We start from the raw sequence: 26,373 nt of genomic DNA, 5'->3' as shown, positions 1-26,373 counted from the left end.
CGGCTGATCTTCCAACCAGCGGCTGCTTGGACCGCGCGCTTGAAGGCTTCGCGCATTCAGACTAAGCTCCATGCGGAAGAAGCTTGGGAGAGCCATGATGAAAACGACCCTGATCGACGTCACCCACCCGATCACGCATCAGGATATCGCTCTTCATGGCTCATGCCTCCTTTCAGGCGCGGAAGGATCCGCCGCCTCATAAATCTCATAGTCATACCAGGCGTTTCAGCGATGCGGGGGCGCGCAACGCGCGCCTGCGCCGGTTGCTCGGCTATTACCGACCGCACATCCCGCTTCTGGCGGCCGATCTGGCGGCGGCTGGTCTGCTTGCCGCCTGCACCATCTACGTCCCTCTTGGGATCAGCCACCTCGTGCATGAGATCGGCGCCGGGCCGGAGGCTCATGAGCGGCTGATCGCGCCTGCAGCCATACTCCTGGCGGCGCTCGGCCTGCAATTGGCAGCCCAGTTCTTCGTCGATCACTGGGGCCATGTCATGGGCGCACGGATCGAAGCCGATGTGCGCCGCCATGTGTTCGATCATTGCCAGCAACTGCCGTTCAGCTTTCATGATCGCACCCGAACAGGCCAGTTGATGAGCCGGATGACCAGCGACCCGCTCTGGCTCGGCGAACTCTTCCATCATGGCCCCGAAGACCTGTTTATCGGCGCCTTGAAATATGGCGGTGCCATCACGGTGCTGTTCCTGCTCGATCCGGTCATCGCCTGGAGTGTGCTGGCGATCACACCCTTCGCCATTGCCTCCGCTCTGCATTTCAACCGCGCCATGAACCGCGCGATCGCCCGCAGCAAGCAGGAGATCGGCGCCATCAACGACAGAATCGAAGACACGCTCTCCGGCATTCGCGTGGTGCAGGCTTTCGCGCAGGAACAGCGCGAGCGACAGCGCTTCGAGGCGCTTAACCTCCGCTTCCTTGCCAGCCGGGCCGACAGCTATCGCAGCGAAGCCTGGTTCTCTCTCTGCATGGATGGATTGGCGCAGCTCATCACCGCGCTCGTGCTGCTTATCGGCACGCTTCACATTCTCTCGGAGCGCCTGACGGCGGCAGACCTGCTGACCCTCGTCCTGACCGTGGGTATCCTGGTCGATCCGGTCAAACGCCTCGCCAATGTGATCCGCCTTTGGCAGGAGGGCTATACCGGTTTCGTTAGGGCCATGGAGATCCTGGAGATCGTTCCGGACCTTCAGGAGCGCGCGCATGCCCTGCCGCTGTCCGTGACGAAGGGCGAGATTACCTTCGATCGCGTGCGCTTCGGCTATGAGGGCAAAAGCGATATCATAGGCGGCCTATCCTTCGCTCTCGAGGGTGGTGATTTCGTTGCGCTGGTCGGGGCCTCAGGGGTCGGAAAAAGCACGCTCTGCGCGCTGATCGCCCGGTTCTACGATCTTCGCTCCGGCACGATCCGCATCGACGGAACGGATATCAGCACCGTCACGCTGGCCTCACTGCGGGAAGCGGTCGGCTTCGTTCAGCAGGACACCTATCTCTTCGCTGGAACGATTGCCGAAAACCTGCGCTATGGCCGGCCCAATGCAAGCATGGCGGAGATTGAAGCGGCCGCGCGCGCCGCGCAGGCTGAAGGGTTCATCCATGCCCTGCCGCGCGGCTATGAAACTGAAGTCGGCCCGCGTGGCGTCACCTTGTCCGGGGGCCAGCGCCAGCGACTGGCGATCGCCCGGCTCTTCCTGAAAAACCCGCCGATCCTCATTTTCGACGAGGCGACGAGCGCACTCGACAATGACAGCGAGCGGGCAGTGCAGGATGCGCTCATGGCGCTTTCGAAAGGCCGCACCACCCTCGTCATCGCTCATCGTCTGTCAACGATCCGGCGCGCCGACCGGATCCTCGTGCTGACCGAGGACGGCCTTGTCGAAGACGGTACGCACGACAGGCTGATGGCGGCGAGCGGCGCCTATGCCAAGCTGCACGGCAGCGGTGCGGAAGCATGAAGCGCACGATTGTGGGAAGGCTGACCGACAGGGTCGGGCTCGCGCTTGTCCTCAGTCTTACGTGATCGCTGACATCACCGACCGAAACAAAGCCGAGGCTGGCGGGCGCATATGTCCGCCAGCCTCACCCATCGCACAGAGATGCGAAAGCGCTTTCGCCTTCGTTCATAAGCCGCTGAAGCGACTCGCGTTCAAAGATATGCGCATTTGCAATTGGACGCGCTGGCTGCCTTGGGCGGACGACGCTCCGTCTTTCGATCACTGCAGCGCGGCCGCCTTCTCCTGGCTGGGGGGAAAGGCCGGATCGGTCTTCTCACCGCGCAGCAATTGCAGGGCGGATTGCAGCTGCACGTCGTCCTTGGCCTCTGGCGGCACATAGGCGGACGAGCCGGAGCCGGACTCGGTTTCGCTCTGGCCCTGGATATGGCCGCGCAGGCGGGATTCGCTCTGCGCTTCGACACGGCCCTGCAGTTCCGGCGGAAGCGGCTGCTCGACGGTGATGTCGGGCGCGATTCCCGTGCCCTGGATCGACGTGCCCGACGGAGTGTAATAAAGCGCCGTCGTCAGACGCAGGGTGCCCGCCTTGCCCATGGGAAGGATCGTCTGGACGGACCCCTTGCCGAAGGAGCGCGTACCCAGGATCGTCGCGCGCTTGAGATCCTGCAGCGCGCCGGCGACGATTTCGGCCGCCGAGGCCGAACCGCCATTGACCAGCACGATCACCGGCTTGTGGTCCGTCAGGTCGCCTGATGTCGCGTTGTAGCGTCGCGCTTCATCCTTGTTTCGGCCGCGTAGCGACACGATCTCGCCGCGATCGAGAAAGGCGTCGGAGACGCTGACCGCCTGAGCCACCAACCCGCCTGGGTTGAGGCGCAGGTCGAGCACGTAGCCCTTCAGCCTGTCGGCCGGCACTTCGTTTCTGATCTTGGCGATGGCGCGCTCCAGGCCGTCATAGGTCTTCTCGGTGAATGAGATGATTCTGATATAGCCGACATCGCCCTCGACCCGTGATTTTACCGCTTGCACGCTGATCGTATCGCGCACGATCGTCAGCTTGATCGGCTTGTCGGCACCCTTGCGGATCAGCGTCAGCCTGACCGGCGTGTTGACGGGTCCGCGCATCTTGGCCACGGCATCCTCAAGCGCCAGACCGCGCACGGAATGCCCGTCGATTTCCGAAATCACGTCGCCGGCCAGCACGCCCGCTTTCGCGCCCGGCGTGTCGTCGATGGGGGAGACGACCTTGATGAGCTTGCCTTCCGTCGCGACCTGCAGCCCCAGGCCACCGAACTCGCCGTGGATCTGGCTCATCGCCTCCTCGGCGTCATGCGCATTCATGTAGGAGGAATGCGGATCGAGCGAGGAGAGCATGCCATTGATGGCTTTCTCGATCAGATCGCCCTCTTTCTGCGGCGTGACATAATTGCGCTCGACCTGCTCCAGAACGTCGCCAAAGACGGAAAGCTCCTTGTACGTGGCGCTGCTGGCGGCTTTTGCCGGCGCCATGACGGACGAAAACAACGCAACCGCCGTCGCGCCGATGACGGCGCCGGCGACGAGAGGAGAAATCACACGTCTCATGCAGCACATCCCCGGCCTAAAAATCAGCCGTCTGAAATTGGCGCGACGCCAGGCAGGCGTCTCGGTCAAGCCTGGCAGCGTGCGGTCAAGGACGGACTCTACCATCCGGATCACCGCGGGGGTCTTCTATCATGGGCGCAGCTGCTTTGTCTGCAACCTCGCCGATTTCAGGACGCACGGCGCTTTGCGCCATCTCGTCGCACTGCCGGGTCAGAAACCAGCCGATCATGCCCACGAGCGCGCGTGCCACGCCGGAATCTGCCAGCGTTCCTCGCCGCGCCGCATTGTGGATCACCCCATCCAGCGCATCGGAGAGGGCGAGGGCGGCCGTGCGATCGGACGTACCGCGGTAGCGGACCAACATGGCCTCGAAGCCGGCGAGATAAGCGCGCTCGAAAGTGCTTTCCGGATCGCGCAAGTCCTCTGATACCGGCGCCTCGTCGAGCAATACCTTGTGCAGGCCGGGATACTTGAGATGGGCGGCGATCATGTCCTGCGCCAGACGCGCAGCGAATTCATCCGGCGCCACGCCATCGCTTCCCGCCAGTTGCAGTGCCGCCATGCAGTCCTCAAGGTGTTGGCGGCGGATCGCATCCACCAGCGACAGCTTGTCCGGAAAATATTGGTAAAGCGAGCCGATGCTCACCCCGGCCAGCTCGGCGACACGATTGGTGGTGAAACCCGTCCATCCCTCCAGGCTTAAAATACGAGCACCGGCCTCGAGAATCACATCGACTGTCGCGCGCGAACGGGCCTGGCGTGGGACCTTGCGCATGGTGACCTGCCCCTTGGCAATGCGAGTGGACATCAGGCGCCTCCGGCGGGATTTCTTGACGTGTTCATCGCTCGTTCGGCAGCCGGAGCCCGACCATGACCATCGCCTTCCTCGAACGTCTCTACCGCTACCACAGCTGGGCCAACAAGGCCCTCCTCGATGCCCTGATTGTATTGCCCCAGAGCGGCCATGACGAGGTGCGCACGACCGGGCTGAAACTAATGCGCCATATCGAAATCGTCGGCCAAATCTTCGCCGCGCACCTGACCCGTCGGGCCCATGGCTACACATCTGATACGGTGGAAGACATACCGGAACCGGATGATCTGCGCGCCGCACTCCAGACCTGCGATAGCTGGTATCTGACGTTCCTGCGCCAGATCGACACTACGGACCTTCGCGAGACAATCGCCTTCACCTTCACCGACGGCGACAGAGGCTGCATGGACAGGGGCGAGATGCTGATCCATGTGGTGATGCACGCCGCCGTCCATCGCGGCGAGATTGCCCGTCTCTTCTGGTCCGCGAGACTGACCCCTCCCCGGGACACGTTCGCGGTTCATCTGCATCAGAACGAGCCAGCGCGGCGACTAAGCATCCCGCTTGCCGGAGCGGGTTAGGCGGCTCCTTTTAAAAGCCAAAGCCCGCCTGGCATGACTCCAGGCGGGCTTTGGCATTGTCGCACTAAGCGGGCGCGCAAGCGCCGCCACGGTTCAGCCGCGTGACTGGCGGACCTGGCGCGTCGCTTCGAACGCCTTGTTCATGTAGAGATCGCGGTCATAGACATCGTCGAAATATTCGATCTGTCCGTCCTTGTTCGGCCAAGCGGTGAAGTAGGCGACATAGATCGGAATGCGGCTCGGGACCGACACGCCCTTGTTCTTCCCGGCAGCAATCTGCTTGGCAACGTCATCGACGCTGGTGTTCAGCACGGCGGCGGCCATCTTGCGCGGATCGGCAAGGCGGATGCATCCATGGCTGAGCGCCCGCTGGTCGCGCTTGAAGAAGCTCTTCGACGGCGTGTCATGCATGTAGATCGCATGGGCGTTGGGGAAGAGGATCTTCAATTCGCCCAGCGCATTGTCGCTCGACGGCGGCTGGCGGACGGACACATTGTTGGTCGAGCCGTACCAGTCGACCGAGGAGGATGCGACGGCGCGGCCGCCCACCTCCACTTGGTAGCCCAGCCGGTCGAGATAGTTCGGATCGCTGCGCAGCTTCGGCAGCATTTCATTGATGATGATCGACTGCGGCACGCCCCAATACGGGTTGAACTCCACCGTCTGAATCTCGTCTTCGAAGAAGAAGGTCTGGTGCGCCTTGGCCCCGACCACGACGCGCATGGAGAACTGCTCCTGCCCATTGTCGTGATAATAGACCTGGAAGGCGGGCTGATTGACGAAGACATAGCGGCTGCCGAGATCGTCAGGCAGCCAGCGGGCTTCTTCCATGGCGATCTGCAGCTTGTCGATGCGGGCAGAGCCGCCATCGCCGCCGGTCAGAAAGCGGATGGAGCCACGGCCAATAATGCCGTCGCGCGCCAGTCCATGCTCAGCCTGGAAATCCTCGACAAGATCGACGAGATCAGGCGTATAGTCCGGCGAGCCGGAATAGCGAGCGAAAAGGTCGCCATGGCGGGCCTTGAACGGCTCGGAGCCGCGCTGCTTCATCGCCGCGATGACGTTGGGAAGCTCGGCATTGCTTTCGCCCGGCTTGATCAGGGTGCCCGGCGCAATACGGATCGGCTCGGCGCCGCCGCCGTTTTCCGTCGTCAGCCGCTTCAGCTCGGCGCGCAGCGCCTGGAACTGCGGTCCCTCGGGGTTCTGGCTTTCGAGATAGGCGGCGATATCGCCGGATGCGGCCATGACCTTGAGCTTGCCGGCAAGGTTCACATCCTTGCGCTTGAAGTCGTGATAGCCGGAGATCCGGTTGGGATCGATGCGGCCGCGGATCGTGTCCTGCACGAAGGTCAGCGCCGCCACGGTCAGCTTCAGTTCAAAGGTAGCAAGCGCCTTTTCGCGCGCTGCCGGATCGGCGCTGTCCTCGGGCAGGGCAACCGCGTAGTCACGGGCATCCAGTCCGACCTCGTCAGCCTTGGCGAGCATGTCGCGCGCCGCGCGGCCCTTTTCGGTGACGCCATGATCATCGATCCAAAGGAAATGGCCCGACTCGGCATAAAACGCCTCGACGGCCTTGGCGATGTCGCCGGTGGCAGAAACAGACACCTGCGGCAGAACGGCGCGCAGCGTTGCGCCCTGCGATGCCGGATCGGCCAGATCGACACCCTGGCCGATCGAGCCGGTGACGACCGGATCCAGCAGGCGTGCGGCATCGATCCGGCGAGGCGCATCGGCCTTATAGGTATAATAACGGGGTGCAGTAACCTTCGGCAGCGGTTCGGCCACGCGCTTTTCGGCGGGCGGCGCGGAGAGGCCGCCCTGCCCCGGCGCATAGACGCCCGGCACTGTGACCTCCTGCTGCGCGGGCTCGCTGCGCTTGCGGAAGAGATCCATCAAGGTCATGGCGTGGGCCTGCGGCGCGCCGAGCGCGGAAAGTCCACAGCCGGCCGCAAGCGCGACGAGAGTGGCGGTCTTCTTCAATGTCATCAGCTGCAGTCCTGTCTCGCAAAGGCCCAATGGTGGCGTTTCGCGCTCGATTCGGTCGATCCTCTCACCGAGCCTCTAGAGCTATAGAAAAGGATGGTGAATGAAAAGGAAACGCCAAGCCCACCAAGCATGGACACGGCACGCCAGCACGCGGCCAGCTTCTTGAGCATGTTCTTCAAAAGATTGCCTAATCGCCCGCCGTCTACGTTGAGAACTTTGCGCCTTCACGTCCACGTCATTGTTGACTTACGGTGAGAAGCAGCATGGATGTGACGAAACTGCCACGCCGCTGGCGCGGTGCGCCGCAGCCTCGGCGCCATCGAAACGATTGGAGCGGCGAGTCCGGCGCCTGCCCCGTCCGCCCCCTTTACAAGCCCCTGCCCGATAGGCCAAACCAGCGGCATTCGCGACGCCCGGCGCAGTGTGAGACAGCGGTCGCGGCGTGCTCTTGGAGGGACAGGAACCGATGACAGCCACCCGCACCGAAACCGATACGTTCGGCCCGATCGACGTCGCAAGCGACCGCTACTGGGGCGCCCAGGCACAGCGCTCGCTCGGCAATTTCAAGATCGGCTGGGAAAAGCAGCCCTTGGCCATCGTGCGCGCGCTCGGCATCGTCAAGCAGGCTGCGGCCCGCACCAACATGGCACTCGGCCGGCTGGACCAGACGGTGGGCAATGCCATCATCGCCGCCGCCCAAGAGGTGATCGACGGCAAGCTCAACGATCATTTCCCCCTCGTCGTCTGGCAGACGGGCTCGGGCACCCAGTCCAACATGAACGCCAATGAGGTGATTTCCAACCGGGCGATCGAGATGCTCGGCGGCGTCATGGGCTCCAAGAAGCCGGTGCACCCGAACGACCACGTCAATATGAGCCAGTCGTCCAACGACACCTATCCGACCGCCATGCACATCGCCTGCGCCGAGCGGATCGTCCATGACCTTCTGCCGGCCCTCAAGCATCTGCATGCCGCGCTGGAGGACAAGGTCAAGGCCTTCGACCATATCATCAAGATCGGCCGCACCCATACGCAGGACGCCACGCCGCTGACGCTGGGCCAGGAGTTTTCAGGCTATGCCGCGCAGGTCGCCTCCTCGATCAAGCGCATCGAAATGACGCTGCCGGGCCTGTGCGAACTTGCCCAGGGCGGCACCGCCGTCGGCACCGGACTGAATGCTCCGATCGGTTTTGCCGAAAAGGTGGCAGAAGAGATCGCCGCCATCACCGGCATCGGCTTCACCTCTGCACCGAACAAGTTCGAGGCGCTGGCGGCCCATGACTCCATGGTCTTCACCCATGGCGCCATCAATTCCACTGCTGCCGCCCTGTTCAAGATCGCCAACGACATTCGTTTCCTCGGCTCCGGCCCGCGGTCTGGCCTTGGCGAACTGTCGCTGCCGGAAAACGAGCCGGGTTCGTCGATCATGCCGGGCAAGGTTAACCCGACCCAGTGCGAGGCGCTGACCCAGGTTTGCGTCCAGGTCTTCGGCAATCATGCCGCGCTGACCTTTGCCGGCAGCCAAGGCCATTTCGAGCTCAATGTCTTCAATCCGCTGATGGCCTATAATTTCCTGCAGTCGGTGCAGCTTCTGGCCGATGCCGCCGTGTCCTTCACAGACAATTGCGTGGTCGGCATCGAGGCGCGTGAGGACAATATCAAGGCCGCGCTCGACCGCTCGCTGATGTTGGTCACCGCGCTTGCGCCGAAGATCGGCTACGACAATGCCGCCAAGATCGCCAAGACGGCGCATAAGAACGGCACGACCCTGCGCGAAGAGGCTGTCGGTGGTGGTTATGTGACCGATGCCGAATTCGACGAGGTCGTTCGCCCCGAGACGATGATCGGCCCTGCGTAACGGTTTTTCCACTGAAAGCCGCTAGCTATCACCGTGTTTGATCGAAAATCGCCCCGAAATCGCATTTCGGGGCGATTTTTTTTCGAAAAGCCAAAAGTGATTAAATATTCTCCAATATTTGAGGGAGTAACTAAATAGAGATAAATCGTGAGAGGGGATTTCTCGATGGCACAAGCCAAGACGGGCCGAAGCCAGGCACCTGACATCGCAGCGCAGGTGACCTTTGCCATGCGCGTCATGGGTGTCTCCCCCATCCCGCGAAACTACGAGCTCTATTACGAGGCCTATCTCGGCTCCAATCCGAAGCTGACGCAGGAGCTCGCCGCGCTCGGCAGCAAGGCGACTCAGGAAGAGCTGGACCTGATCGGCGCGCGCCATTTCGGCCATATCCACTATCCGGCCGGGGTCGAGCGGGTTCATGCCCATCTTGCCAAGCACCTCAACGAGCTGGTGGCGATGATGAAGCAGGAGCAGTTCGCGCTCGAGAACTATACCAAGCTCCTGGACGAGACGAGCGCCAAGATCAACAACAAGGGCCAGGCCGGCGTCGAGATCCTGCGCCAGGCCGTGGCGATCCTTTCGTCTGCCACCAGCGAGACGATTAGCGAGGGGCGTGAGCGCGCCGAAAACGTCTCCCAGAAATCGGTCGAGATGGAAGCGATCCGCCAGGAGCTGGACGAGTACAAGCGCATCGCCAATACGGACTCGCTCACCCGGCTCGCCAATCGCCGCGCCTTCGACGAGCGTCTGGCAGCGGTGTATAACTCCGAGCAGCTGCGCTCCTTCACCAGCCTGCTGATCGCCGATATCGACCACTTCAAGAAGATCAATGACAGCTTCGGCCATCCGATCGGCGACAAGATCCTGGCGACCGTTGGCAATGTCATCCGCTCGACCCTGAGGCGCGACACCTTCGTGGCCCGCACCGGCGGCGAGGAGTTCGCGGTCATCCTCACCGATGCCTCGCCGGACGAGAGCTTTCAGGTGGCCGAGCGCATCCGCAGCGCATTGGCCGCTACCCCCTTCAAGAACTCCAAGACCGGCGCCAATTACGGGCCGATCACCCTGTCGATCGGCCTCTGCCAGGCTTCGGCTGCCGAAGATTCCGTCGATCTCTACAACAAGGCCGACATCGCGCTCTATTGTGCGAAGAATACCGGGCGCAACCGCACCACGATCTTCGAGGACGGGATGAAAAAGGACGGCCGACGCGGCTGGCTGATCTATCGGAAGTAGGCGCAAGGCCCTAAACAGACCATGCGGTGCCGGCGACTATAGTAAGGTCTGACGCTGTCCATGCTTGGCTGAGAGTTATCCCTCTCCCCGCCCTGCCACCATCGACCGTGCCCTGGCGAGCAACGCCATTTCGCTGAAAGCCGTGACCGCCAGAACCGCCATGGTGAGAGCAAAGAAGCCATAGGGCGGAAGCACCAGATAGAGCGGCGCGGCAAGCGCGAGCAGCGCCAGGCCGATGAGATGCGAAGGCGGCATGCGGCCTGTCGATGCGCGCTTGATCCAGATATTGCCCATGAGGAAGACGGCCGGCGCACCGATCAGGGCGCTGGCGGTCTTCAGCTCCGTCTTGCCCGTGGGGTGGCTGAGGACGAATTCCTCTCCGACGGCCGAGAGGATGATCGCCACGACGATCGGGATATGGGCATAGGTGAAGATCATGCGGGCCGCCTCGCCCGGCTCGTGCGTGGTCTCGATCTCCTCGGCGGCGCAATCATGGCCGAAGTGGAAATAGATCCACCACATCAGCGCCGTGGTGAGAAAGGCGGTAGCCGCCAGAGCAAAGGTCAAGGGCTCCACGGGCATGCCGCTGAGGGTACGCCCGGTCACCAGGATGGTTTCGCCCAGACAGATGATGACGAAGAGCGCGCAGCGCTCGGCCATGTGCGCGCCCAGCACATCCCAATCCTCACCTTCCGAGCGGCCAAGGCCTGGCACGCGGAAACCGGCAGCCGGCGCGACATATTCCAGGAGGATGGCTGCGACCCAGAGAACAAGTTGCGCATTGCCGCCAAGGAGCGCACCAGCGATCCAGAGAACAGCCGATGCAGAGAGCCAGAGCGTGACGCGACGAAAATGGGCATACTCGTCGGGGCTGTGACCGCGAAAGGCATAGAGCGCGAAAAGCGAGCGGCCGACCTGCATGGCGACATAGGCGCCGGCAAACAGAAGCGCTTTCTCGTCAAAGGCCTGTGCAACCGCTGAGGCCAAAAGCAGGCCGCAGAAGGTCAGCGCGAAGAGCATGATGCGCACCGGCACCTTGTCCGCATCGAGCCAGTTCGTCACCCAGGTGGTGAAGATCCACACCCACCAGAGCGCCAGCATGATCACAAGCGTCTCCAGGAAGCCGAGCATGTCGTAGTGGGTCGCCAGGCGGTGGGAAACCTGGAGAATGCAGATAACGAAGACGAGATCGAAGAACAGCTCGGGAAAGAGCACCTTGTTCTGATCCTCGTCGCGCCGCTCGCGAAGCCAGCTGTTGCGGGGCTCGCTCATCGGCAGCTGCCCGGAGACAAGGGAAAGCCGAAGTCGCCTGGGCTCCCGGGATCGCGGCTCAACCCTTTTTCGGCAAGCTCCGCCTCGTAAGCGGCAAACAGCGCCTCGCCCTCCTCGCCGAGCTGGCGCAGATAGGTCCAGGTGAAGATGCCGGTATCGTGCCCGTCATCGAAGGCGATACGCACGGCATAATTGCCCGTGGGTTGCACGGCGCGAATGGCGACATCGCGCTTGCCCGGCACGGTGATCTTCTGCCCCGGCCCATGCCCTTGCACTTCCGCCGAGGGCGAGAGCACGCGCATGCGCTCGGCCGGCAGGGCGAAGCGGGCGCCGTCGGTAAAGGTAACGCTCAGTGTCCGGCGATCCGGGGACACGCTCAACTCCGTGGGCCAAATCTCGCTCATCGCGTCTAACTCTCCTTGAATTTCCCTTGATTTAGCGCAGTTTCCCCGAGGTGACAGCGCCAAACTTCGCCATCAAAGTCCGTGCTTGACGCTTGAAAGCCAGGCTTGGCGGACCGACATGCGATCTGAGCGGTTTCGAGAAGTCCTGCCGGTGGCCCGAAGGGGCGAAGACCAGGACTGCCAGGGGATTTGCCCGACGCGGCGGCGCCAGCATTTGCGCCGTGGCCGCGGTGGGTTTAAGGAGAATTCATGACGACGCTCATCATCGACAGACGCGGGCATGTGCCCCTGCCGGCCTCGGCACCCCCGCCGATGGTGGATCCCTTCGGACGGTCGATTACCTATCTGCGCGTCTCCGTAACCGACCGCTGCGACTTTCGCTGCACCTATTGCATGGCCGAGCAGATGACGTTTCTGCCGCGCAAGGAGCTTTTGACGCTGGAAGAGCTGGAGCGGCTCTGTTCGGCCTTCGTGGCACGCGGCGTGCGCAAGCTGAGGCTGACCGGCGGCGAGCCCTTGATGCGGCGCAATGTCATGATGCTGGTGCGGGCCTTGGGCGCCCATGTCCATGCCGGCCGGCTGGAAGAGTTGACGCTGACCACCAATGGCTCGCAGCTGTCGCGCTTTGCCACTGAGCTGGCCGATTGCGGCGTGCGCCGCATCAACGTCTCGCTGGACACGTTGAAGCCCGACCTCTTCCGCACCATCACCCGGCGCGGCGACCTCGGGCCTGTGCTCGAAGGCATCCAGGCCGCGCAGGCCGCCGGCATCCGCATCAAGATCAATGCCGTGGCGCTCAAGGGCATCAACGACCAGGAAATCCCCGAGATGCTGCGCTGGGCGCATGGCGAGGGCATGGATCTGACGCTGATCGAGACCATGCCGCTGGGCGAGACCGGCGAGGATCGGACCGAGCATTACATGCCGCTGTCGGAGATGCGCGCGCGTCTGGCCGAGCGCTTCACGCTGATCGAGGACACGCACCGCACAGGCGGCCCGGCGCGCTATCTGCGCGTGGCAGAGACGGGCGGACGTCTGGGCCTGATCACCCCCATGACCCATAATTTCTGCGAGAGCTGCAACCGTGTCCGGCTGACCTGCACGGGAACGCTCTATATGTGTCTGGGCCAGGAGGATGCGGCGGATCTGCGCGCTGTGCTGCGTGCCACGCCGGATGACGCAGCCCTGCATGCGGCAATCGACGCAGCGATCCTGCGCAAGCCGAAAGGTCATGATTTCATCATCGACCGCACGCAGAGGCCGTCCGTTGCCCGCCATATGAGCGTGACCGGCGGCTGAGCGATGAGCGCGCCGAACGCCTTCGACCCAGCCCCTTCGCCGCTGACGGCATCCATCCCAGATCCAAAGGCTGTGCGCGCAAAGCCAGCCGCCAATCCTCCTGCCAGCGCTCTGCCTCTGGTCATCCTGGCCGGCGGCCTGTCGCGCCGCATGGGGCAGGACAAAGCCTTTGTCACGCTTGCCGGGCGGCCGATGATTGCGCATCTGCTCGAAAGGCTGCGGCCACAGGCCGGGCCTGTCGCGCTCAACGGGCCGGATGACATTCTGGCCGATGGGCTCTTTGCACCCGAAGAGGCAGAGGGGCTTCCGGTGGTGGCCGATCCCCTGCCCGGTCGCCCGGGCCCGCTTGCCGGTGTGCTTGCCGCCATGCGCTTTGCCCGACAGGCGGCGCCCGATGCCCGCCATGTGGCGACCGTGCCGGTAGACACGCCCTTCCTGCCCGGAGACTTGATCGCCCGGCTGGCGGCGGCAGTACAGGGGCGCGAAGCCATTGCCGTGGCGGCGACGGATGATGTCTGGCATCCGATCGTGGCGCTTTGGCCTATCGGGCTTGCTGACGCTTTGCGCAGCTTTATCCTCACCGACCCCAAGCGCCGGGTGCGCGGCTTCATCGAGCGCCATCCGCATGTCGTCGTTACGTTCGAACGCCAGGACGGACGCGACCCCTTCGACAATCTCAACACACCCGACGATCTCGCCCGCGCCGGGGCGCGGCTGGCGGCGACCCGAGACGAGCCCATCCTGCATGTTGCCACCGCGACGATGCGGCAGCCCAAGGGCATAGAGACACGCCAGAAGACTGGCGAGCATGAGCTGCCGGAGGACTGGACGCGGATTCAGGAGCCTCTGCCCCAGTTGACCAGCCCAGGTCCGCGCCGTGTGGCGGTGGTTCATCCGGCTGGAGGCGAGTCGGCGGCGGGCCGAGCAGCAGCCGGCGAGGCTGAGGAGAAGACAGATGCGGCGTGGATCGAGGCCGAGCGGCCGACCCTCAAGTCAAAAGGACATGCCCACCGCGAGCAGCCCGGCGCAGCCCGTAAGGTCGACGATAGGGGTTCGCGAAGCTCCTCGATGAAGGCGGTCGATCTGCCCGCCGCAGGCGATGGGGAGGATCAGGCGGAGATCGAGCCGCAACGCCGGCCGCAGCGGGTGCTCGGCGTCACCGGCTGGAAGAATTCCGGCAAGACAACGCTGGTCGAACGGCTCGTCGGCGAATTCATCCGGCGAGGGCTGACGGTCTCGACCATCAAGCACGCTCATCATGATTTCGACATCGACCGACCCGGCGCAGACAGCCATCGCCATCGCCAGGCAGGCGCGCGCGAAGTGGCCGTCGTCTCCAATGCGCGCTTTGCCATCATGCACGAGCTCGCGGGCGCAGCCGAGCCCGACCTGATCGCCATTCTCGCCCGCATGGCGCCCGTCGATCTGGTGATCGTCGAAGGCTACAAGCGCGAGCCGATCCCCAAGATCGAAGCCCGCCGGCGGGACGCGCGCTCCCAGGAGCCGCTCGCGCCCACGGACCCGACCATCTTTGCCATCGCTGCCGATCATCCGGCCGAGGATGCAGCCGTGCCGGTGCTTGACCTCGACGACACCGAGGCCATTGCCGACCTGGCGGCCGAGCGGCTGGGGCTAAGCGCCGGGTAGATGCCGGCGCGCCCTTCAGCGCCGTTGGGTGGCCATGAAGATCCGCCGACAAGCCAGAGCGAAGGGTGCGCACCAGCCGCATTCATGCCGAGCGTGCCGCTCTCAGGCAAACCCCTTGAGGAACGCCAGGCTTTCGGCGATCTCCCCGTCGAGCGCCGACATATGTGTGCCCTCGACGATACCATGGCGCAGGTCCAGACCCTTGGCCTTGGCGCGCGCCGCGGTTAAGCGGATGACGGCGTCGGTGCGCGTCTCGGCGCTGCCATGCAGCATCTGCACCGGGCACTTGAAGCTTTCCGCGAAGCAGACCGGCGAGCGCAGGTCGAATTCGCGTGGGTTCGTCGTATCGAAGCGAATATCCTCGGCGAAATGCCGGAAGAAGGCGCGGGCGTCGGGATTGGGCGAGAAGGCGGAGGCCGCGCGAAAGAGCGGTGTCGCCTGCGCGGTAAGCAGGGTCAACGTGCCGCCGACGCTGTGGCCGGCAAGGTAGAGCCTGTCCGGATCGACTGAGGGCAGACCCCGCAGGCGTTGGGCGGCCGCAAGGACATCATCCACCTCGTCGTAAAAGCCGGAAAAGAAACCGTCCTGGCCATTTTCCGCGCGCAGCACCGGCATCAGCGCGACATAGCCGGCCTTGCGATAGGCGGATGTGAGATCCCAATGGCCGTGCCAGATGGCATTGCCGCCATGGAGGACGAGCACACCGGGCTTTTTCCTGCCGGGATCGGCATGGCCCTTCGACACCCAGGCGGTGAGCGACAGCCCGTCTGAGCCATAGCCGATGGCATCCGCTTCCGGAGGTGGCGTCAGGGGATCGCCCTGATCCGGCGCCGGCCCTTTCTTGAGAAGCCGCGTGCGGAAGCCGCGCCGGGCCGTGCCATAATCCTCGTGGATGAGAGGCGGTTCTTCGGCAGCCTCTGCCGAAAGCGCAAGCGGCATCATGCCAATGGCACCTGCACCTGCCAGCATCTGTCGACGTGAGAGCCCGGCCAGCCTGATTTTATCCCGCCCGTCCGTCTCGTTTGTCTCGCTCATGACCGCTCTATCCTCATCGTCTAGCCAGGCGATTTCTCCTCGTCTTTGTGTCGAAACAGAGACTTGGAGCAGACTGCGGACAAGGCGGTACAGGATTTTGATACAAGGCTGGAGGCAGAGGAAAACCGCGTGAACATGGCGCAGGCCTTTGCCCTGATCCTGCCATCGGGCTCGGATGGCCCAAAATGACGGGCAGGCAGCAAATGCTTAGCGCCAGGGCTCCCGCCCCGGCTAAAGGCTGTCCAACAAATCAGTCTTTACATGGGTTTAGACGCGTTGGATGAATCACATCCATGCACCAGCCACAGTCCGCCCTCAGTTCACCGTGGCATGGCTGCCTTGTTCGCGGGCTTCATCCAGCCGCAGGAAGGTGAACCCACGTGCCTTCAAGGCCAGGATTCCCTCGGCCACGCCCTCGCCGGCTGCATGGCTCGGCTGATTGATATGGGCGATGATCACATCGCCGTCCCGCGCGGCGGAAATACGGTGGGCGGCGGCGCGTGCACCGAGCAGGGAGCCGTCATCCCCGTTCAGAGAATAGCCTGCGACCTCATAGCCGAGGCTGCGGATCTGGGCGATCGAGGAGGCGGTGTATTTGGCTGTCGCCCCACGAAACCAATGCGGCGCCGGCGCGCCGGCGGCAAGGATCGCCCCGCCGCCGCCATTGACCTCGGCCGCCACGGCCTCGGGCGAGCCGGCAGCGGGAATGCCATAGATCGCCACGGGCTTGTCCACCGCCGGCACATGCATCGCCCCGTGATTTTCGAGTTCGAACAGATCCGGATGCGCGCGCAGCACGGCCAGCACGTCCCCATTGCGCTTCAACCAGCGCGCGGTGACGAAGATCGTCGCGGGAATGCGGTTGTCGATCAGCGTCGAAAGAATGCGTTGGTCTGCCGCGCCCATGCAAGCATCGAAGGTCAGCGCCACCCTCGGCGCGCCTGTGCCACGTCCGGCCAGCTTCAGGCTCGGTTCCAAAAGCCCGTCTTTGCCGGCAAAGGCGGGTGCGGAAACCAGCGCACCGGCAGCAGACAGGACGCCGACCAGGCAGATCAGAGGCAGAGGACGGCGGCGCATGAACAATGTCTCCAGGCGACCCATGTCGAATGGGTCTATATCGATCAGGCCGATCTCGATGCGGCCCCTATGCAGTGTCGCTGGATTAGCGCAAAATCAGGGCAAGAGACGATGAAAATCGCACGTGCTTTCGAAGAGACCGGCGCGTGTTGCCAATGTGCACAGCCGCTGTGTGCCGGCGGGAGCATGCGCCCGCCCGCGTCGCGCCGGCGAGGCCATGTGCGGCACGGGCAACAGACCTTCCAGCGCGCGGCGCAAGGAGACCGTCATGCTAATCCGCCCTGAGACGGCAGAGGATGTGTCCGCCATTCGCGCCCTGACCAAGATGGCCTTTGCGAAGGTGGCTTACAGCAGCGGTACGGAGGCGGAGATCATCGCCACGCTACGTGCCGCCGACGCCCTCTCGCTCTCGCTGGTTGCCGAGGATGCAGGCACTATCCTTGGCCATGTCGCGTTCTCGCCGGTCCGGCTTGATGGCCGCGACGAAGGCTGGGTCGGACTCGGCCCGATTTCCGTGCGGCCGGACCGGCAGGGGCAGGGCTTGGGCGGCGCCCTGATCCGTACGGGGTTGAAGCAGCTGCAACAGTTGGGCGCCCAAGGCTGCGTTTTGCTGGGCGATCCCGCCTATTACGGACGCTTCGGATTTCGAGCGGTCGACGGGCTGTTCTACGAGGACGCCCCTGCGGAATACTTCCTCGCTTTGGCCTTCGACGGACAGATGCCAGCGGGCCAGGTCGATTTCCACGAGGCCTTTGCGGTTGGTCCGGACACACAGGTCTGATCGGCCGCGCGACGGCTCCTGCCTGCCAGCGCCTCAGACGTCCTCAAGCAGGATCGAGGACGCGCAGCATCCTGTTCGAGGACGACGGCACGGCAGTGCTGATCCAAGCGTTGAGCCTCCGGCAGGCAAGACACAGGTCGATGCCCTTCGCCGGATCCGCAATCAACGCGAGGCCGCCCCATGACCATCGACAAGACCATATTGACCGCGACGTTTCTGGCCCTCCTCGCGGGCTTCGCCCTGCCCGCGTCAGCTGCCGCCGGACCGTCCGCCGAGCGACATCAAGTCGGCGTCAGCAAGATCGAGGCGCCGTCCCGCGAACGCGGCCAGCCCTTGTCTGTCACGGTCTGGTATCCGGCCGAACCGGGCGGCACGCCTGTGCTCTCTGGTGACAACGCCTTCTTCGATGGGACGCCGGCTTGGAAGGACGCGCCGGTCGCCGCCGGGCCATATCCGCTGATCCTGCTGTCGCATGGGGCAGGCCTCGGCGGCACGCCTGATGCAATGAGCTGGATGGCGGCTGCGCTTGCCGATCAGGGCTTCATCGTCGCCGCGCCAACCCATCCCGGCAATGGCGGCGCCCATCGCTCGGCAGAACAGACGATCAAGCTCTGGCTGCGGCCTGGCGATGTCGGCGCGGCCCTTGAGGCCGTCCAGGCGACGCCGGCCTTCGCCGGTCATCTTGCACCCGGCACAATCGGCCTGCTCGGCCTGTCGATGGGCGGCAATACGGCGCTGGCCATCGCCGGCGCGCGGCTCGATTCCGAAAGGCTCGCGGGCTATTGCGACGACGACACGCGCAATGCTTCGCTCTGCCAGTGGATGAGGATGAGTGGTGTCGATCTCCATCGCATGGATCTGAGCCAGGCGGCACGGGACAATCGCAACCGACGCATCGGTTTCGTCATGGCAATCGATCCGGCACCCGTCGATGTCTTCGACCCCGCAAGCTTCAAGGCAATCGATGTGCCTGTGGTCCTTGTCAATCTCGGCCGGCCTGACGCTCTGCAGGAGACCGTCCGCGCGGACGGAATCGCCGCCGCCATCGCCGGCTCAAGCTATGCGACCATCGACGATGCCAGCCATTTCAGCCTGTTTCCCACCTGCAAGGCTGGCGCCGCCGAACAGGCAAAGGCCCAGGAGATCGACGAACCGATCTGCGCGGATGGCGGCGGAAGGGCGCGCACGGCGATTCATGCGGAGCTGGTGGAGATGGTAGCCAAGGCCTTCAAGCAGGGACTGGGGAGCAACTCCCAGTAAAGGAAGACAACCAGCCAGGAGGACCAACGTCACCCTGGTATCCAGATATGCCGGACGCATCAAAGGGATACCATGCAAAGTCCGGCATCAACCTCGTACTTGTCATCTAGATTCGCTGTCTGCGACGAAAACCGATGCGGATCGTCGGACAGACTTGAGCATCACGGTTCGCCATAGATCCACACCTGCATGATCTTGGGCCCGGCCGAAGCCGGGCCCTTGAAAAATAGGCGTCGAGGTTGCTTAGCGCTGAGCCACTGGGCGCACCAGCGGGGTGACGCGGCGGATGGTGACGCGACGGTTTTCCTGGGAGGGGCCGTTGGTGAGCACCTTCAGGTAGCGTTCGCCATAGCCCTGAGTCACCAGGTTTTCCGGCGGGATGTTGTAGACCTCGGTCAGCAGCGAGGCGACGGATTCGGCGCGCTCGTCGGACAGAACGAGGTTGGATTCATCCGAACCCACCGCATCGGTATGGCCTTCGATCAGGAAGGTCTCGCCCGGATCCTTCTTGATCACCTCCAGCATCGCGTCAGCAACGCTGCGCAGCGTCTTGGCCTGCGACATCGGCACCTCAGAGCTGCCGGTGGCAAAGGTGATCGTATCCAGGTCGATGCGGCGCACCTTGTCGCGAATGCGGGCGGAGTTGCGCACCTCGTCGATCGAATAGGTGCGCTCGACGCGCTCGACCGGCGGCTCGGCCAGGAAGCTGTAGTAATCCCGGTCAGGCTGCGAGGAGGTGTCGACGATATAGTCGTCGAGCGGAACGCGCAGGCGCATCGGCGGCAGGTCTTCGCCCGCGTCGTAGATCGGCGGACGCGGACGGTCGTCATCCGCATCATCGGCATAAACCATCAGATATTCCCGCCCGTCGCGGTCCACGCGGGTGCGCTGGACCACATCGCCATAAGAATTATAGATGGTGATGATGCGCGTGCCGTTCGGCCGTTCGATAACCTCGCGTGAGCGACCGCGCGGCAGCTCTTCGTAATAGGTGTCCTGCGAGTCACGGCGAAGGCGGGCCCGGTCGTCGCCACGCACGATGATTTCGTCGCCGAAATCGATGACCGTGCGATTGTTGCGCCGCTCTTCGATGCGCGGGCGCGGACGATCATTGCCGGTAAAGGCATCGATGGCGTCCTGCAGGTCGAACTGCGGTGCGCGCTCGACACGGCGGCCACGCTCGCGCAGGGCCTCGTCGATCTGGTCGCGGTCGATACCGCGTTCGCGCATCGGGGCCTGGGCGTCGGCATCGTTCTTCGGCAGGGCGATGTTGCCCCGCTCCTCGCGCAGCTGCTCGCGCTCGGCGCGTCGGCGCTCGCGGGCCTGCTGGCCACCGCGGCTATCGGCATCCTTGTCGCTATCGAGCACGGCCGCGCCGTTCTGCACCGGCAGCACCACCGTGTCGTCGGTCTTGGCCGGATCGCGGGCAATGCGCTGGCGTTCCTGCGTCGGCACGTCGGGCAGATCGCGGCGCACGCGACGCTCTTCGCGCAGCTTTTCACGCTCGGCCGGGGACAACTGTTCGAGGTCGCGTACCTCGTCCGGTGTCAGCTGGTCGGTGCGGTCGCCGGCGCGGCGGCCATCGCGCGGGGCGGCGCCATCCGGCCCGGCATCACCCGGCTGCTGATCTCCCGGACGTTGATCTCCGGGACGCTGACGGTCGCGCGGCGGCGGGTTACCGGGCTGGGCCGGCTGGGCATTCGGATCGGGCTGCGCATTGCGGCCCGGCTGGGCGTTCTGGCCATCACGGGCAGCCGGCTGGCCGGGCTGAGGGGCATCGCCCTGCTGGCGCTGACGATCTGCCTCGCGCTGCTTGCGGCGCTCCTCGGGGGAAGGCTGCGGCTGGCCATTCTGATCGGCCGGCGCTGCCTGATCGCCGCGCGGCGGGCGCTGGACGGCATCAGGCTGGTCACCGTTCTGCTGCTTCTGCTGATCGGCCTCGCGCTGCTTGCGGCGCTCCTCGCGAATGCGCTGGCGATCCTTATCGGATGGCTGCTGGCCGTCATTGCCGGCTGGCGCAGGCTGATCGCCACCGCGCGGCGGACGCTGCCCGTTTGGCTGCTGTCCGTTCGGCTGATCGCCGTTCTGCTGCTGGTCCGCCTCGCGCTGTTTGCGACGCTCCTCACGGATACGCTGGCGCTCTTCGGCTGAGGGACCATTGTCATTACCGGCATCTGGCGCGGCCTGCTGGCGGCGCTGTGGCTGATCGCCGCCCTTGCCTTGCGGTTGTTCGCCGCCCTGGCCCTGCTGCTGGTCCGCCTCGCGCTGCTTGCGGCGCTCTTCGCGGATGCGCTGGCGTTCTTCGGCCGAGGGGCCATTGTCGTTGCCGCCGTCGGGCGCGGCCTGCTGGCGGCGCTGCGGCTGGTCGCCGCCTTGGCCTTGCTGCTGGTCGGCTTCGCGTTGCTTGCGGCGTTCCTCGCGGATGCGTTGACGATCCTCGTCGGAAGGACCTGCATCGCGGCCACCCTGCTCGGCGCCGGCGCGGCCGCCCTGATCGCCCTGCTGCTCGCGCTGGCGCTCCTCACGGCGCTTGCGGCGAAGCTCTTCCGGATTGTCCCCGCCCTGCGGCGCGTCGCCCGGATCGGCCTGCGCCAGTTGAACGGGTGCAAGCTGGACGGGCGCCCGCTGGCTGTCGGCCAAGGCAGGCTGGAAAGCCACCGTCGCCGCCAGGATCGGCAAGGCCACGGAAGCGAAAAGTCGCGATCGATTGCTCATTTGGGTCTTTCCTCGCATGAAGAGGTCCGTCTGGCGATGCGCTCTTGTCCGTGCCGCCGGCCCCTTTTCGGGCCGGCTCTGCGCGGAAAAGAAGGCGGCGCGATGGCTTCTTGTTGCCCACGCTTAAGCGGGCCTGCATGAATCGGTGATGAATGCCCCGTTCATCTGCCCGGACATAGGCGTCGTCCCGCGCTTTCAAAGGGGTGTATCAGCGCATGCTTTCATCAGATCGCGTGAAAAACCGCTGATAGCCGCCCCCGGCACTCAAGAACTGCAGGCGTATCTGTGCAGAGCGATGCCGCACCGATTTGACGCGTTCGACAGCGGGCAGACAGGCTTCGGCATCCGCGCCCGATCATCGGCAAGACGAGCGCCGGATCGGATCGCCCGCGCGGCTGCAGCATCCTGTTGCCGGGGTCGCCACAAAGTCAGTCTTGCTTGACCGATGAAACAGGGGAAAAGCTAGGGGAGAGCGAGCCTCTGCCGCCGCTTGACGGCGTACAAAGGCTTGTTTGCTGTTGATTTTTATCCCGATGCCGTAGGATGATCGTGGCAACCGGCTTACAGCCGGGATCAGGGCACCGAACACCAAACCCAAAGACGGGTGCCCGAAACAGAGAGGATCGACATGCGCATGTCCAAACGCTTCGCCCTTGCCGCCGCCGCGGCCCTTCTCACGCTCTCGGCGGGCTCGGCCATGGCCGACGGCGAGAAGATCGTGATCGCCACGGAAGGCGCCTATCCGCCCTTCAACATGCTCGGCGCCGACGGCACGCTGTCCGGCTTCGATGTCGACATCGCCCGCGCGCTCTGCACCCAGATGAAGGCCGACTGCACCTTCGTCGCGCAGGAATGGGATGGTGCCATTCCCGCGCTGAGCGCCAAGAAATTCGACGCCTTCATCGCCTCGATGTCGATTACCGAGGAGCGCAAGCAGAAGGTCGACTTTACCGATAAGTACTACAACACGCCGCCGGCCATCGCCGTGCCCAAGGACAGCGCGATCACCGCCACTACGGCCGAGGCCTTCGCCGGCAAGACGCTCGGCGCGCAAAGCTCCACCACCCATTCCAACTATGCCGAAGCGCATCTGAAGGGCGCTGAGCTGAAGCTCTATCCGACCGCTGACGAATATAAGCTCGATCTTGCCAATGGGCGCATCGACGGCGCGATCGACGATGTCGTAGTTCTGTCCGAATGGTTGAAGACGCCGGATGGCGCCTGCTGCAAGCTGCTCGGCACCCTGCCGATCGATCCCGTGATCAACGGCCCGGGCGCCGGCATCGCCCTGCGCAAGGGGAATGACGCGCTGCGCGAGAAGTTCAATGCCGCGATCAAGGCGATCCGCGCCAATGGCGAATACAAGAAGGTTAACGACAAATACTTCACCTTCGACGCCTATGGCGCCGAAAACGCGCAATAAACCAAAGCCTCCGGTCCGGATGCCCGACCTGGGCATCCGGATATGGACGCCTGCAGCATCTGGCGGTGCGGCCCCAGTCTGCGCGCTTGCCCCTTGCAGCGGCGGGACAAGACGCTAAGAAAAGCAGGACAAAGACGAAGAAGCGTGAACCCGCGCCTTGAGGCCGATCGGCTAGGGCGCGTCCTACCACGCCATCCGGGGACATTGCGCATGGATGCCATCACCGCTGCGCTGGAGCGGCTTACCACCCTGCTGGATCCTTTTTGCGGGCCGGCAGGCGTCTTTACCTGGTTTGCCGGCGGCTCGCTGCTGGCCTGCGGCGATGCCGGCTGGGGCGATGAAATCGCCAGTGGTTTCAAGATCACCGTGTTTCTGGCACTGGCCACCCTGCCCTTCGGCCTGGTCTTCGGCTTCTTCGTGGCGCTGGCCAAACGCTCCCAGGAACCCTCGCTGCGCCGCGCCGCCAACATCTACACGACCCTGTTTCGCGGCCTGCCGGAGCTCCTAACGCTTTTCATCGTCTATTACGGCCTGCAGATCATGGTGCAGCGGTTCCTCGGCACGCTTGGCTATCAGGGACCGGTGGAAATCAATGCGTTTGCGGCGGGCATGGTGGCACTCGGCGTCGTCTTTGCCGCCTATGCGTCCGAGGTGCTGGAATCGGCCTTCAATGCCATTCCGCTTGGCCAATATGAAGCGGGCTATGCGCTCGGCCTGTCACGCGGCCGCACCATGCGGCTGATCGTTCTGCCGCAATTGCTGCGGGTGGCGCTGCCGGGACTTGGAAATCTCTGGATGGAACTGCTGAAAAACACGGCCCTGGTCTCGGTCATCGGCCTGCCGGACATTCTGCGCCAGACGGGCATCGCCGCGCGCGTGACCAAGCGCGCCTTCGAGTTCTTCAGCCTCGCCTGCCTGCTGTTCATCATCCTGGCGCTCGCCACCTCATTGGTGTTCTCCTATCTGGAACGGCGCGCGCGGCGCTCGGAGGCAATGCGATGAGCGTGACAGACCGTCTGATCGAGCCCCAGGCGCCGCCGCCCGAGGCGGCCAAGCCCTATACCGCCGAACGGCTGCTCGGCCGCATCCTCCTCGGCGTCTGGCTGGCCGCCGGCGTCGGCATCGCAATCGGGGCGGCGCAAGGCTGGGACACCGAGAAGTTCGTTAGCTACGGGCCGAAGCTCCTCTCCGGCCTCGGCGTGACACTGACGCTGGTGTCACTGTCGATCCTGTTTGGCGCCTTCCTGTCCGTGCCCCTCGCCTTCGGCCGCATGTCGCGCAATCCGATCGCCTTCTGGGCAAGCTATGTCTATGTCTATTTCTTCCGCGGCACGCCGATCATCGCTCAGCTTTTCCTGGTCTATTACGGTCTGGGCAGCTTCCGGCCGGAACTGGATGCCGTGGGCCTCTGGTGGTTCTTCCGCGAGGCGTGGTATTGCGCCCTGCTCGCCTTCACGCTCAACACGGCCGCCTACCAGGCCGAAATTCTGCGCGGCGCGATCGAGAGTGTGCCGCGCGGCCAGAGCGAAGGCGCGGCCTCGCTCGGCCTTTCGCCGCGCATCAGCTTCCTGAAGATCATCCTGCCCCAGGCCCTGATCGTGGCCTTGCGCCCATATGGCAACGAGATCATCCTGATGATCAAGGGCTCGGCCATCGTCGCCATCGTCACGGTCTTCGACCTCATGGGCGAAACCCGCCGCGCCTTTTCGCGCACCTTCGACTATCAGATGTATTTCTGGGCAGCACTGCTCTACCTGATGATCGTCGAGATCCTCCGCAATCTCTGGACCGTGCTGGAGCGGCGGCTGACACGGCATTTGAAGCGGTAATATTATATTGCTGCAAGGTTTGACGCGGGAGGAGAGGCAATTGACATTGTCTCTCCTCCCGATTTATTCGACATTAAAGCTCATCAAGCTTAAGGTAATAGTCTCTCCTATATTTCTCGTTAAGATTTTGAATGGCACGCGCAGCCGGACTGTTAGGCGTCACGCTGCTTGGCTCGCCTGAAGAGCGATTTTGCGCTCTCGCAATCGTCTTTTTCTGATCTTCAAGTGCATCGTTCTCTTGAAGCGGAATCTCGATCGAGAAAATGATCTTATGCGTATCCTGTCGACTAAAGCTGTTGGTCCAGTCTAGATTTGTCGTCAATTTGGCAGCTGCGCCAGCAATGAAGACCACCGTCGGATCCGCATTGCCTTTTCTCAGAGTTGTGAATGTCAGTTCGTCGGTATAATTTGTGACATTCGCTTTTCTGTCTGCTCCAGCTTCAACTTTTGCTCCGTCATTTATCGCGATGAACGTTTTAATTGACTCCAGAAGACCGATCTTCCCTGCGATCGGATAATTAGGGCTAAGTGGTACCGACGAGCTACATTGATTATTTTTGTACAACGCTACTAAGTCGGAAAACTTATCAAGGATACGAAACTGCCGACGTGCTTGATGTTTGAGGTCCAAGCTTCCGCCGACCTTGTAGTCGAACGCTCTCCGAAGATTTTCACTTACTTTTGTAACGCCAAAACCATGTGTTCTCTCATTTTCAATATCGAGGTCGAAATCGTAAACAATAACACCTCGGACATATTTCTTGAAATAATTCAGAGCGATGCGAGATATTTTTCCGCTTCCATCTGGCTCCATGAGCTCCGCTGCGGTCGCCCGTTTGAGTTTCAGTTTCCGTGCAAATTTTGCATCCTCATTATAACCGGTCTTTTCAAGATGTGCGGCCATCGCGATGATCACCGCATCCCCTGCCTCACAACGCACCTTGTTCACGATGGTTACTGTGTCATCCGTAACAGCATCCGGAAGCGGATGCGTTGCACATCCCGAAATAAGCGCAGCCGAAAGCGCCGCGCTGCATGCCTGCAGCAAGGTTTTCATAGAGAAGTTCCCCTTTATTGCCCCTGCCCCAACGGTAAATTAACCAAGTCAAAATGCAACTAAAATTCGAAGTTATTTCATTGCACAATCTTAACGCAGCGATTTCTGAAGATGGCCCGATTTTTCGAAGCCGGCTGTCGTTTCGTTAACCCTCGCGCAACCCTGGCGGCGCATCCTTCCAAGGACCACATTGAAACAGATGAGGTCCTGCATGACACACGAGTTGCAATTGCAGATGCGAGGCTACGGCCTTACCACGGCGGAAATCACCTATCGCCTGCCGGATCATCCGGTACTGCTCCAGACCTTTCTCTGGCAGCATTATGATCTCGCTCCTGATTTTCCCGAGATGAAGAGCTTCCTGAAATTCTGGCGCGAGACGCTCGACGGGCCGCTGCATTCGGTGCGCTTCGTCCATCGAAAGTTGATTTCGGCGAGCGATTGGCGGGCCTTGAAGGGCGAATTCGTCATCAATTGACCCGCCTCATCTCCAGCAGGTCGTGGTGTTAAAACCGGGACATCGGCTGCGAAAACGGTTCCGCTCGGGC

Annotated in this window: 21 protein-coding genes and 1 pseudogene; 13 read left to right on the top strand and 9 right to left on the bottom strand. The window is 63.2% G+C overall.

Annotated elements, in window-relative coordinates:
• Positions 1 to 254: 254 nt before the first annotated feature.
• Entirely contained in the window at positions 255 to 1,970 is a 1,716-nt protein-coding gene (locus BMX61_RS15050; RefSeq protein ID WP_075626571.1) for an ABC transporter ATP-binding protein, read from the top strand.
• Positions 1,971 to 2,228: 258 nt separating this feature from the next.
• Here the strand turns inward: BMX61_RS15050 and BMX61_RS15045 are convergent, their stop codons facing one another.
• Together BMX61_RS15045 and BMX61_RS15040 are read right to left on the bottom strand one after the other, a co-directional pair.
• Positions 2,229 to 3,551, bottom strand: coding sequence for a S41 family peptidase (locus BMX61_RS15045; RefSeq protein ID WP_075626458.1), 1,323 nt, complete (start codon positions 3,549 to 3,551; stop codon positions 2,229 to 2,231).
• An 85-nt stretch (positions 3,552 to 3,636) separates the two neighbouring features.
• Positions 3,637 to 4,359 carry a TetR/AcrR family transcriptional regulator gene (locus BMX61_RS15040; RefSeq protein ID WP_075626459.1) on the bottom strand — a complete coding sequence of 241 codons (723 nt, stop codon included), beginning with the start codon at positions 4,357 to 4,359 and terminating at the stop codon, positions 3,637 to 3,639.
• 62 nt (positions 4,360 to 4,421) lie between these two features.
• Between BMX61_RS15040 and BMX61_RS15035 the strand changes: the two genes are divergently transcribed.
• Positions 4,422 to 4,946, top strand: a complete 525-nt coding sequence (locus tag BMX61_RS15035; RefSeq protein ID WP_075626460.1) for a DinB family protein — start codon at positions 4,422 to 4,424, stop codon at positions 4,944 to 4,946.
• Positions 4,947 to 5,039: 93 nt separating this feature from the next.
• Here the strand turns inward: BMX61_RS15035 and BMX61_RS15030 are convergent, their stop codons facing one another.
• On the bottom strand, positions 5,040 to 6,932 hold the full coding sequence (locus BMX61_RS15030) for a L,D-transpeptidase family protein (RefSeq protein WP_075626461.1): 1,893 nt from the start codon (positions 6,930 to 6,932) through the stop codon (positions 5,040 to 5,042).
• 466 nt (positions 6,933 to 7,398) lie between these two features.
• On the opposite strand from BMX61_RS15030, the gene fumC reads away from it, so the two are divergent.
• A complete protein-coding gene (gene fumC, locus BMX61_RS15025; protein ID WP_075626462.1) occupies positions 7,399 to 8,790 on the top strand; it encodes a class II fumarate hydratase in 1,392 nt (463 codons plus the stop codon).
• A gap of 165 nt (positions 8,791 to 8,955) precedes the next feature.
• Positions 8,956 to 10,026 carry a GGDEF domain-containing protein gene (locus BMX61_RS15020; protein ID WP_075626463.1) on the top strand — a complete coding sequence of 357 codons (1,071 nt, stop codon included), beginning with the start codon at positions 8,956 to 8,958 and terminating at the stop codon, positions 10,024 to 10,026.
• Positions 10,027 to 10,101: 75 nt separating this feature from the next.
• On the opposite strand, the gene BMX61_RS15015 is transcribed toward BMX61_RS15020, so the two are convergent.
• On the bottom strand, positions 10,102 to 11,298 hold the full coding sequence (locus tag BMX61_RS15015) for a low temperature requirement protein A (RefSeq protein ID WP_075626464.1): 1,197 nt from the start codon (positions 11,296 to 11,298) through the stop codon (positions 10,102 to 10,104).
• Positions 11,295 to 11,702, bottom strand: a complete 408-nt coding sequence (locus BMX61_RS15010) for a gamma-butyrobetaine hydroxylase family protein (protein ID WP_075626465.1) — start codon at positions 11,700 to 11,702, stop codon at positions 11,295 to 11,297. Before BMX61_RS15010 ends, BMX61_RS15015 begins: the two co-directional genes overlap by 4 nt.
• 249 nt (positions 11,703 to 11,951) lie before the next feature.
• Here BMX61_RS15010 and moaA point away from each other — a divergent pair, with 249 nt between their 5' ends.
• From moaA to mobB, 3 genes and pseudogenes are all read left to right on the top strand, one after another.
• Complete coding sequence (moaA, locus tag BMX61_RS15005) at positions 11,952 to 13,001, top strand: GTP 3',8-cyclase MoaA (RefSeq protein WP_075626466.1); 1,050 nt, start codon at positions 11,952 to 11,954, stop codon at positions 12,999 to 13,001.
• Between the two features lie 3 nt (positions 13,002 to 13,004).
• Positions 13,005 to 13,688: pseudogene (mobA, locus tag BMX61_RS25085) on the top strand (molybdenum cofactor guanylyltransferase MobA); the annotation flags it as partial.
• 432 nt (positions 13,689 to 14,120) lie between these two features.
• Complete coding sequence (gene mobB / locus BMX61_RS25080; RefSeq protein WP_075626572.1) at positions 14,121 to 14,648, top strand: molybdopterin-guanine dinucleotide biosynthesis protein B; 528 nt, start codon at positions 14,121 to 14,123, stop codon at positions 14,646 to 14,648.
• A gap of 102 nt (positions 14,649 to 14,750) precedes the next feature.
• Here the strand turns inward: mobB and BMX61_RS14995 are convergent, their stop codons facing one another.
• Both BMX61_RS14995 and BMX61_RS14990 read right to left on the bottom strand, forming a co-directional pair.
• Entirely contained in the window at positions 14,751 to 15,683 is a 933-nt protein-coding gene (locus BMX61_RS14995) for an alpha/beta hydrolase family protein (RefSeq protein WP_075626467.1), read from the bottom strand.
• A gap of 315 nt (positions 15,684 to 15,998) precedes the next feature.
• Positions 15,999 to 16,760: a polysaccharide deacetylase family protein gene (locus BMX61_RS14990; RefSeq protein WP_083639329.1), complete on the bottom strand. Its 762-nt coding sequence runs from the start codon at positions 16,758 to 16,760 to the stop codon at positions 15,999 to 16,001.
• A 268-nt stretch (positions 16,761 to 17,028) separates the two neighbouring features.
• Between BMX61_RS14990 and BMX61_RS14985 the strand changes: the two genes are divergently transcribed.
• Complete coding sequence (locus tag BMX61_RS14985; RefSeq protein WP_075626468.1) at positions 17,029 to 17,541, top strand: GNAT family N-acetyltransferase; 513 nt, start codon at positions 17,029 to 17,031, stop codon at positions 17,539 to 17,541.
• A gap of 180 nt (positions 17,542 to 17,721) precedes the next feature.
• A complete protein-coding gene (locus BMX61_RS14980) occupies positions 17,722 to 18,801 on the top strand; it encodes an alpha/beta hydrolase family protein (protein WP_092742799.1) in 1,080 nt (359 codons plus the stop codon).
• Positions 18,802 to 19,044: 243 nt separating this feature from the next.
• Here BMX61_RS14980 and BMX61_RS14975 read toward each other — a convergent pair whose 3' ends face one another.
• On the bottom strand, positions 19,045 to 21,516 hold the full coding sequence (locus BMX61_RS14975; RefSeq protein ID WP_075626469.1) for an OmpA family protein: 2,472 nt from the start codon (positions 21,514 to 21,516) through the stop codon (positions 19,045 to 19,047).
• A gap of 628 nt (positions 21,517 to 22,144) precedes the next feature.
• On the opposite strand from BMX61_RS14975, the gene BMX61_RS14970 reads away from it, so the two are divergent.
• The 3 genes from BMX61_RS14970 to BMX61_RS14960 all read left to right on the top strand — a co-directional run bounded on the left by BMX61_RS14970 (position 22,145) and on the right by BMX61_RS14960 (position 24,768).
• Entirely contained in the window at positions 22,145 to 22,939 is a 795-nt protein-coding gene (locus BMX61_RS14970; protein WP_075626470.1) for an ABC transporter substrate-binding protein, read from the top strand.
• A gap of 210 nt (positions 22,940 to 23,149) precedes the next feature.
• Entirely contained in the window at positions 23,150 to 23,941 is a 792-nt protein-coding gene (locus BMX61_RS14965) for an ABC transporter permease (protein WP_075626471.1), read from the top strand.
• Positions 23,938 to 24,768: an ABC transporter permease gene (locus BMX61_RS14960; RefSeq protein ID WP_075626472.1), complete on the top strand. Its 831-nt coding sequence runs from the start codon at positions 23,938 to 23,940 to the stop codon at positions 24,766 to 24,768. The genes BMX61_RS14965 and BMX61_RS14960 overlap by 4 nt, the downstream gene beginning before the upstream one ends.
• Positions 24,769 to 24,841: 73 nt before the next feature.
• Here BMX61_RS14960 and BMX61_RS14955 read toward each other — a convergent pair whose 3' ends face one another.
• On the bottom strand, positions 24,842 to 25,825 hold the full coding sequence (locus BMX61_RS14955) for a hypothetical protein (RefSeq protein ID WP_075626473.1): 984 nt from the start codon (positions 25,823 to 25,825) through the stop codon (positions 24,842 to 24,844).
• Between the two features lie 211 nt (positions 25,826 to 26,036).
• Here BMX61_RS14955 and BMX61_RS14950 point away from each other — a divergent pair, with 211 nt between their 5' ends.
• Positions 26,037 to 26,303, top strand: a complete 267-nt coding sequence (locus BMX61_RS14950; RefSeq protein ID WP_075626474.1) for an usg protein — start codon at positions 26,037 to 26,039, stop codon at positions 26,301 to 26,303.
• The last annotated feature ends 70 nt before the right edge of the window (positions 26,304 to 26,373 follow it).

It is taken from the genome of Xaviernesmea oryzae, assembly GCF_900109605.1.
GTDB lineage: Bacteria > Pseudomonadota > Alphaproteobacteria > Rhizobiales > Rhizobiaceae > Xaviernesmea > Xaviernesmea oryzae.
The sequence above is the reverse complement of the archived record's forward strand: the minus strand, read 5'-3'. Positions and strand labels throughout refer to the sequence as shown.